Below are 9,245 nucleotides of genomic sequence, written 5' to 3'. Positions count from 1 at the left end.
ATCGCGGCGGCGCGAGACCTGGCTGCAGGCCTCCGCCGAGCTCACCACCAGCCTGCTGTCCGGCGCCGACCCGCACGAAGTGCTCGCCACGATGGCGGCCCGCGCCCGCCACATGTGCGACGCCGACCTGGCCCAGGTGCTGCTGCCCGAGACGTCCGGCGAGTCGCTGACCGTGGCGGTGGCCGACGGCGAAGGAGCCGGCGAGCTGCTGGGGGCCACCTTCGACATCGCCGCCACCCTGGCGGGAGACGCGTTCACCCAGGGCGAGCCGCTGTCGGAGACGGACCTGCAGAGCGTCACCGACCTCGACTCGCCGCTGCGGCGGCTGGGCTACGGACCCGCGCTCCTGGTCCCGGTGGGCGCGGCACCGCATGTGCGCGGAGTGCTCACGCTCACCAAACGCAGCGGCCGGCTGCCTTTCAGCCGCGCCGACCAGCAGATGCTCCAAGCGTTCGCCGGGCAGGCCGCGATCGCGCTGGAGCTGGCCGAGGCCCGCCGCGACGCCGAACGGCTCGGCCTGCTCGAAGACCGCGACCGCATCGCCAAGGACCTGCACGACGTGGTCATCCAACGCCTGTTCGCCACCGCCATGACCCTGATGAGCACCGTGCGGCTGGTGGAGCGGCCGGAAGCCGCCAAACGGCTGCAACATGCGATCGACGAGCTGGACGAGACGATCCGGCAGATCCGCTCGTCCATCTTCGCGCTCCAGGGCACCCGCGAGGACAGTGCCCCGGGCCTGCGCGCGCAGATTGTCGACCTGGTGGAGGGCGCGGGCGGGCACCTGGGCTTCATGCCCGGCCTGCGCATGGAGGGCCAGATCGACACCCTGGTCGGCGAGCAGGCCGCCGAGCACCTGCTGGCCGTCCTGCGCGAAGCCCTGTCCAACGTGGTACGCCACTCCCACGCCACCCGGGCCGAGGTCTCGGTCGAGGTCGCGGACCGGCGACTCACCCTCACGATCTCCGACAACGGCGTAGGGATCGGGGAAGGCGGGCGCCGCAGCGGGCTGCGCAACGTCGAGGACCGCGCCGGCCGCCTGGGCGGCACCGCCGAGCTGGACGCCCCGCAGGGGGGCGGTACCCGGCTGCGCTGGCAGGTCCCGCTCTGACAGCGGATCCGGCCGCCTCCGGCACGACGTGGCGGCCACCTGGACCTCGTAGAACGTGCGGGGCCGTCTCCTGGGTGAGCGGTCCGGGCTCCGGCCGGGGGCCTTGCGCGGGCGGGCAGGCGACGTTGGTGCTGGCGCCCGCTCCTCGGGGGTCGAAGCCGATGACGTCGTAGCGCTCGTTGAGCTTGGCGATCTCCTCGTTCCTGAGCCTGATCCGCAGGACGGGATCGAGGTATCCGCCGTTGCCGGGCCCGCCGGGCAGGATCACGGTGGCGCCGAGCCGCCGCTTCGGGGTGGGTGGCGGTCCGGCGGGTCACCGCGATGTCGATCTTCCGCGAAAAACGTCATGGCAGTCATCGCTACGGCAGCGCTTGTTTCCTCCCGGTTTCCGCCGCCGCGCCGATCGAGGGCGGAAACCGTGAGGAAACCTCGCCTGGTCTAGGCATGAGTCGAACGTCGCGACCGGCGCCACCGCTGGGCCGCGATACTCCGACGGAAGGAACGTCTTCGTGAATCGTGCAACAGCGGCCGGCCTCGCCGGGCTGGCCTGCGCCCTGCTGACGCTGAGCACCGTGCCCGCCGCGGCGAAACCCGCCGCGAGCCGGCCCCGGCTGGGCGACGTGCAGCGGGCGCTGGCGGCCCTGGCCGAGTCTCCGCAGGTGGTGGGCGCCATTGGCGAGGTCTACGTCGACGGCGAGCGCGTCGGCAAGGGCTCGGCCGGCACCCGCCTGCTGAACGGCAAGGGCGGCAGGATCCCGACCGGCGCACGCTTCCGGGTCGGCTCCCAGACCAAGCAGATGACCGGCGTCGTGGTGCTGCAACTGGTCAAGGAGGGCAAGCTCGCCCTCGACGACAAGCTCAGCGACCTGCTCCCGGAGGTCGCCGAGAAGGACCTGGTGGAACGCGCGAGCGAGATCACCCTGCAGCAGCTCGTCCAGCACACCTCCGGCATCCCCAACTTCTTCGACGACGAACTGGTCGACACCTTCGACTTCACCACCTACCATCCGCCGATCGAGCTGGTGAAGAAGTCGCGCACCCTGCCCCGCACCCAGGAGCCGGGAGAGAGGTACTCCTACTCCAACACCAACTACATGCTGCTGGGCCTGATCATCGAGAGGTACACCGGGCACACCCTGGCCGCCGAGTTCGAGCGGCGCGTCTTCGATCCCGTCGGCATGGACGACTCCTATCTGCCCACCACGTTCCCCGGCGGTATCAAGGGCCCGCACGGCCACGGCTACTTCCCCGACAGCACGGGCAAGCCGCGCGATGTGGACCGGCTCAACATGAGCTACGGCTACGCGGCCGGCGGCGTCATCTCCACCGCGCACGACATCAGCGCCTTCCAGCGGGCCTTCGCCCAGAACCGGCTGCTGCCCGAAGAGCTGAAGAAGGTGCTCATGGGACCGCCGAGAAGCGCGCCGCAGCCGTCGGGACAACCCTCCGGGCAACCGTCCGAGGGCGGGGGCGGCCGGCAGCAGCCCGCGCTGCCGTGCGGCGGCGAGCCGGCGATCATGCCGCTCAAGGGCAGCGCCCCCGGCTTCAACGCGGTCACCTTCACCTCGCCCGACGGCCGGACGCAGTTCGCCCTGTCGGCCACCCTGGCCGTCTCCAACATCGACCCATCGCTGGATCCGCTTCTGGTGAAGGCCGCCGAAGCGGTCTTCTGCCCGCAGAAGTAACAGCAGTACTGAAACAGGGATAACGGCGAGGAAACAGCGACTTCGCCACGCCCTGACAAATTCCTTATTCCCCGGGAGCATCCCAGCCCTCACCGCCCGCATCAAGGCCGGGGAGGCGGGAGCGCTCCGGCACGCCGGCGGCGGCATCCGGGTGCCCGCCGTCGTGCGCCGGCCCGCCGCCCTCCACGGCCGCCAGGTCAGCGACGTCCCCGTCATCACACAAGACTGGACGGCGCCCCTCCTGGACGCCGCCGGCTACGCCGTATGACAGGGGCACGGCAATCACCACACCCTGATGGCACGTGCCGGTGGAATCGACCGTCTCTAGCCGGGCAGCTTGGGCTTGGTGTCGGTCCAGCCCGAGTCCACGATCAACCAGTACTGCAGAACTCTGCCGGGGACTTGCCAGGACTGGCTGTCAGGCCCGCGTTCCTGGAGGACCTCCCTGCTGCCGAGGACCTGGCCGGTCCGCCGGTCGAAGATCAGGTCGCGTTGGAGCGTCCCCCGGCCGTCGCGGCTCTCGAACGAGGCCGCGAGGGCGACGCCAGGGCGGCCGAGGGGGTCGGTAACGGCGCCGAGCTGGCGTACACCGGGATAGTCGGTGAGCAGACGCATGAGGCCCGCTCGCACTTTGGGAGGGACCGGGGTGCTGCTGAGAGCGAAGAAGACCTTGTCGAGTACGCCGGCTGCGCCGTCGCAGCGCTTGCGCGCCGCGGTGACGCCGCCGCGGCGCAGTTGCCCGGCCACTTCCGGCGTGAGCCTGACTCTGCCCTCGCACAGCAGTTTGCGCAGCTTCTCTGGTTCGGTGGGGAGATTCTGAAGCTCCGCGTAGGTGAACGAGCCGACGCCTGGAAGGTTGAAGGCGCCGCCTGGAGACTTGTTCTGATCCGCGTCCCATTTGCCGGACTTGGTGCTGATCGTGCGCGTCACTCCCGACGAGCGCACCTGCCAGCTTCGAGGCGAGCCCGCTTCGCGCCAGGCTTTGACGTCGGCGTCGGTCTGCGGTTCGCCGGCGAGGTCGCGGCCGTAGAACGCCTGGCCGTCGCCGCGGGTGCGCCCTGTCCATTCGAAGGTGTCCACGCGTTCTTCCACGACGTACCCGCCCGTACGGCCGAGGGCGAGCAGCGGCAGGCTGGTCCGCTGGTGTGTGAACCAGTAGCGAGCCTGCGGCTGCCGTTCGGCCCGGGAGGCGGCGGCCAGCATCATGGCGCGTGGGGTGAGGGTCTGAGGAGCAGGGTCCGCGCCCTTGTTCGCTTCTCCGGGCCTGTGCGGGGCTGCGGGGTCGGCGGCGATGAGCGCCGCGCCCGCGACCACGGACGCGACCATCGCGGCGGCCACCAGACCGAGCGGCAGACGCCACGCGCGGCGAGGACGGGGGCGTACGGTCCGGGTCTGGCTCAGCATCTGCGCCCGGGCCTGGGCCATCGCCTGACGGGTGGGCGGGGGCGGGTCATCGTCATACAATCCGCGTACGAGATCCAGGTCGTTCATCGATGGATGTCCTCCTCGTCGAGCAGGGGATTGGTCCCGCCCAGTGCCTTGCGTAGTTTCTTGCGAGCCCGGTTCAGCCGCGAGGAGACCGTGCCGAAGGGCACATCCAGGGCCTGCGCCGCCTCTTCGTAGCTGAGCCCCGACAGCGCCACCAGCAGCAGCACGTCCCGTTGCTCGGCGGGCAGAGCGGCGATGGCCTTGGCCAGCACCTCTCTGAGCCTTTCTGAGCTCACTTTCGCGGTCACCGCGTCCTCATGGCCCCCGGCGGACTCCGATCTCGGGCCGAGCCGGTGCACGGCGCGCAGGAGACGGACCTCATCACGCCGGTGGCGGCTGATGACGTTGGTCGCGATGCCGTAGAGCCACGGCCGGGCGCTGCTGCGGCTCAGGTCGTAGCGATGACGTTGGCGGAAGGCCAGGGCGAAGGTCTCGGCGCAGATGTCGTCGGCCGCGTGCGGGCCGAGCCGCTGGGAGGCGTACCGGTGGATCTCGGTGTAGTGGGCGTCGAAGACGGCGCCGAAACAGTCGGGCTCGTCCCAGGACCGCTTGATCACCGTGGCGTCGTCCGGCCACGGCGGTACGACGCTCTGGGGAGCTGCCATGTCTGGCTCCTTCATACACAACCTTGTCGTCGGCGGTACAGCGGTCACCCCTTGTTGTCCGAAGGCCGACACCGCCTTCCCCTCGAATTCCGGGACGCCTCAGCGGATGCTTGCGGCAGGTGCGGCGACGGCGGTGAGGGCTCACCGGCCGCGCATCCGCTCCAGCCCGCCTTCCGCACGATCTCGGCCCGATGGTGAACACCGTCAGGAGCCGGCCCTTGCCTCCCCCCGGCCGCGGGATCGATCACGATCTGCTCGACGCCCTGCCCCGCCTCCTCCTGGAGAGCCGGCCCGTCGAGCCCGAACATCCGCCGAACGTCGTCGACCACCGTGGTGCCCGGCTTCTCGGCCAGGAGCAGATAGGCGGCGGCCCCTGGTCCCGGGCGTCGCCGGCGAGGTGATGAGCCGCGAGGCGGCCGCCCAGCGTCGGGGCCGCGGGGGGTGAAAGTTTCACGACGTCTCACCGGAACGGTGCGAACGCATCGCGGCAAGAGCCCAGGCGGGGGCGCCGACGACACTCCGGGCGTCCGGGAGAGGTGATCCACGTGCTTGACGCCGGAACCCGCACTGCGTTGACTCGCACTACCGTTGACCGTCGAATCGATTCGGCACGCTACAGATGTTAGCGCTAACATTACTGGCAGGGCCTGCCGCATCGGTGCCGTCCGGTCATGATTCCTGATTGGGAGAAGAAGGCATGATGCTTTCCGGGTACCTGAGAAGGTCGCTCGCGGCCGGGGCGAGCGCATTGCTCGCCACCGTCTGCCTGACCGGCGGTGGTACGGCCCAAGCCGCGACGCCGCAGCCGTGCGACATCTACGCCGCGGGCGGTACGCCGTGTGTCGCGGCGCACAGCACCACGCGCGCCCTGTACGCGGCCTACAACGGCCCGCTCTACCAAGTCAGGCGCTCGTCCGACAACACCACCCGCGACATCGGCGTTCTGAGCGCGGGCGGTGTCGTCAACGCCGCCACGCAGGACTCCTTCTGCGCCGGCACGACCTGTGTGATCACGATCATCTACGACCAGTCCGGCCGCAACAACCGCCTCACCCAGGCGCCGCCCGGCTACTGGAAGGGCCCTGCCCCCGGCGGATACGACAACCTCGCCGACGCCACCGCGGCCCCAATCACCATCGGCGGCCAAAAGGCGTACGGTGTCCGCGTGGAGCCCGGCACCGGCTACCGCAACAACAACACCAACGGCGTCGCGACCGGCGACCAGCCCGAGGGCATCTACGCCGTCGTGGACGGCACGCACTACAACCAGTGGTGCTGCTTCGACTACGGCAACGCGCAGACGGACGGCCAAGCCGACTCCCCCGCCATCATGGAGACCGTCTACTTCGGCGCCAACAAGCAGTGGGGCTACGGCGACGGAGCCGGCCCCTGGATCATGGCCGACCTGGAGTGGGGACTGTTCTCCGGGGTGAACGCGGGCTACAACAAACTCGCGCCGATCAACCACCGTTTCGTCACGGCCATGGTCAAGGGCGAGCCGAACCACTGGGCGATCCGGGGTGGGGACGCGCAGTCGGGCGGCCTGACGAACTACTTCGACGGACGACGCCCCAACGGCTACAACCCGATGAAGAAGGAAGGCGCCATCCTGCTCGGCATCGGCGGTGACAACAGCGTCTCCGGCCGCGGCACCTTCTTCGAGGGCGTGTTGACCTCCGGCTATCCGAGCGCCGCCACCGAGGACGCCGTACAGGCCAACATCACCGCCGCCGGCTACGCGCCCGCGGGCGGCGGCAACCCGCAGCAGGGCGTCCAGATCGTGGGCGGCCAGTCCGGCCGGTGCGTCGACGTGCCGAACTTCAGCACCACCAACGGCACCCAGGTGCAGATCTGGGACTGCGGGAGCGGCACCAACCAGCGGTTCACCTACACCTCCGGCAAGCAGTTGCAGGTGTACGGCAACAAGTGCCTGGACGCCTACGGGCAGGGCACCGCCAACGGCACCCAGGTGATCATCTGGGACTGCAACGGCCAGGCCAACCAGCAGTGGAACGTCACCACCAACGGCACCATCACCGGCGTGCAGTCAGGGCTCTGCCTCGACGCCACCGCGGCCGGCACCGCCAACGGCACCAAACTCATCCTGTGGTCCTGCAACGGCCAGGCCAACCAGCGGTGGTCCCTGCGCAGCTGATCCTGACCACCTGGTCCTGCGCACGAGGGCGATCGGGTGAAACGCCTGGGGCGAAGGTCCGGACACTGGATGGCCGAACCGGTCCAGATTTCGTAGCGGCCCTGATGTGACGGTGGCCATGAGAGGCCTCTCATGGCCACCGTCACCTCGCTTCCCAAGCGATGAGAAGCATCGTGACAACAGATCGCACATCGTCTACCCATGGCTGCTCGGTGGTTGCTCGTCCGCGTTCGGACACCGTGAGGATCGAAGCCTCGTCACGGCACAGAGCCGTGTCGGGAAGAGGGCGAATGGCACACTCACCAGCTTTCGCAACGGGGTGCCAGGCGGCGGTTGTTCGTATGCCGGTAGCTTGTCCCGGGGCACCGGCCAGCAACAACGCGCGATCTCTGATGCGGGGTACGAGCCGTCAGATCCTCGAAGTCGGATTCGGTTGTTCCCGTCCGGCCCTGCTGCTCGGGCAAGCCCGCGGCTCCCGCTGTGCCGCAGGCAGGCCAGGGCATCAACGGCTCGATGGGCTGCCATTCTTGTGGCCGATGGCGACACGACGCACAGGAGGGATGGCGAACACCAGCGCGATCAGCACAAGCGAGATGACGATGCCCGCCATCGGATCCGCTCCCGGGGCAGCGAAGAAGCCGATCAGGTACAGGACCAAGACGGCTGCGGCTCCACGGAATACGCGCATGTGATCGACTCTACTGGTGCGACAGGACGAACCGCCGAAGCACAGCGGCGTGATGCGTTCACCGTGCTGTCACCATCCAGGTGCCCGCTCAGCCGCTCGGCGAGCTTCTCGGCCGACGTGACGGCCTCGGCGGGCGCGGGCGACGGGCCACCCGTGGCCGTGAGCACCGCGACCTCGCCGATCTTCGGCAGGCGCAGCTTTCCGCGCGCGTGATCGAGAACCGGACGCCACACGCGGCGGCGAGGTCTAGGTCCCGTGACGCCGGTCGCGCCCCCGCCCGTGCAAGGGTTCACATCTCCGACGCTTGAAAACAAAAGAACAAGATGTTTTTATAGACGTAGAAATTCTTCGGAAGGGAGGCTCGGACATGCGGGCCATCATCATCGGGGCGGGGATCGCCGGGCTGGCCGCGGCGCTGCGGCTGCACCAGGCGGGCTGGGAGACGCTGCTGGTCGAGCGGGCCCCGGCGCGGCGCGGCGGCGGCTACGGGGTGACGTTCGGCGGCATCGGCCACGACGGGGCCGAGCGGATGGGCGTGCTGGCGGAGCTGAAGCGGCGCGCGTTCGTGACGCGCGAGCTGGTCTACCGCAAGCCCGGCGGGGAGCGGCGCTTCGCGCTCAGCGGCGAGACGATCGCGGCCACCATGGGCAGGAAGTCGTTCACCATCCTGCGCGGCGACATCGAGGCGGTGCTGTACGAGGCCGTCGCCGAGCACACGACGATCCGGTTCGGCACCACGATCACCGCCGTCGAGCAGGACGCGGACGCGGTGCGCGTCACGCTCAGCGACGGCGGCACCGAGAGCGCCGACCTGCTGATCGGCGCCGACGGGCTGCACTCGGCGACGCGGGCGCTGGTGTTCGGCCCGGAGGAGGACTACCGGCTCGACCTGGGGCACCGGGTGGCGGTGTACATGTTGAAGGAGCGGCCGGAGGGCCTGCCCTCGGGCACGACCGGCTCGATCAGCTCGGGCGGGCGCACGTTCGCGATGATGAGCGTCGGCGACGGCCGCACGGCCGCGTTCTTCGGCTACCGCACCGACGGCGCCCGGGCGCGGGCGTCGCTGGAGGAGCTGGGTGAGCTGTACGGCGACATGGGCTGGCTGGTCCCCCAAGCGTTGGAGGGGCTGAAGACGGCCGAGTCGGTCTACTTCGACAGCATCAGCCAGATGGTGGTCGACCGGTGGAGCAAGGGCAGGGTCGTGCTGCTCGGGGACGCGGCGTGGTGCGTGACGCTGTTCGCCGGCTACGGCTCCTCGCTGGCCGTCGGGGGTGCCGACCTGCTGGGCGCGGCGCTGGAGCGGCACGGCGGCGACGTCCTGGCCGCGCTGGCGGAGTGGGAGGCCGAGCTGCGGCCGGAGGCGGAGAGGAAGCAGCAGCTCGGCCGCCGGGTGAAGGGCGTCTACGCCCCGCGCAACCCGCTGGTGCTGGAGCTGACCCAGCTTCCGCTGCGGCTGTCGTCGTGGGGGCCGGTGCGCCGGCTGGTCGAGCGCAAGTTCCAGCTGGCGGGCTGA

At 69.9% G+C, this 9,245-nt stretch carries 7 protein-coding genes; 4 read left to right on the top strand and 3 right to left on the bottom strand.

Annotation, left to right across the window (positions count from 1 at the left end):
* Both HCN51_RS27545 and HCN51_RS27540 read left to right on the top strand, forming a co-directional pair.
* On the top strand, positions 1-1,111 hold a 1,111-nt coding region (locus HCN51_RS27545; RefSeq protein WP_168013029.1), incomplete at its 5' end, for a sensor histidine kinase.
* Positions 1,112-1,620: 509 nt separating this feature from the next.
* Positions 1,621-2,796, top strand: coding sequence for a serine hydrolase (locus HCN51_RS27540; RefSeq protein ID WP_168013027.1), 1,176 nt, complete (start codon positions 1,621-1,623; stop codon positions 2,794-2,796).
* Positions 2,797-3,120: 324 nt separating this feature from the next.
* Here HCN51_RS27540 and HCN51_RS27535 read toward each other — a convergent pair whose 3' ends face one another.
* Positions 3,121-4,287: a CU044_5270 family protein gene (locus HCN51_RS27535; protein WP_168013025.1), complete on the bottom strand. Its 1,167-nt coding sequence runs from the start codon at positions 4,285-4,287 to the stop codon at positions 3,121-3,123.
* Positions 4,284-4,889: an RNA polymerase sigma factor gene (locus tag HCN51_RS27530; protein WP_168013023.1), complete on the bottom strand. Its 606-nt coding sequence runs from the start codon at positions 4,887-4,889 to the stop codon at positions 4,284-4,286. Before HCN51_RS27530 ends, HCN51_RS27535 begins: the two co-directional genes overlap by 4 nt.
* A gap of 697 nt (positions 4,890-5,586) precedes the next feature.
* Between HCN51_RS27530 and HCN51_RS59810 the strand changes: the two genes are divergently transcribed.
* Positions 5,587-7,044, top strand: coding sequence for an arabinofuranosidase catalytic domain-containing protein (locus HCN51_RS59810; protein ID WP_168013021.1), 1,458 nt, complete (start codon positions 5,587-5,589; stop codon positions 7,042-7,044).
* A gap of 502 nt (positions 7,045-7,546) precedes the next feature.
* On the opposite strand, the gene HCN51_RS27520 is transcribed toward HCN51_RS59810, so the two are convergent.
* Positions 7,547-7,732: a hypothetical protein gene (locus HCN51_RS27520; RefSeq protein WP_168013019.1), complete on the bottom strand. Its 186-nt coding sequence runs from the start codon at positions 7,730-7,732 to the stop codon at positions 7,547-7,549.
* 367 nt (positions 7,733-8,099) lie between these two features.
* Between HCN51_RS27520 and HCN51_RS27515 the strand changes: the two genes are divergently transcribed.
* Complete coding sequence (locus HCN51_RS27515; protein WP_168013017.1) at positions 8,100-9,245, top strand: FAD-dependent oxidoreductase; 1,146 nt, start codon at positions 8,100-8,102, stop codon at positions 9,243-9,245.

The sequence above is a fragment of the Nonomuraea composti genome (assembly GCF_012034275.1).
GTDB classification, from domain to species: domain Bacteria; phylum Actinomycetota; class Actinomycetes; order Streptosporangiales; family Streptosporangiaceae; genus Nonomuraea; species Nonomuraea composti.
This window is presented reverse-complemented; position numbering and strand designations above follow the sequence as displayed.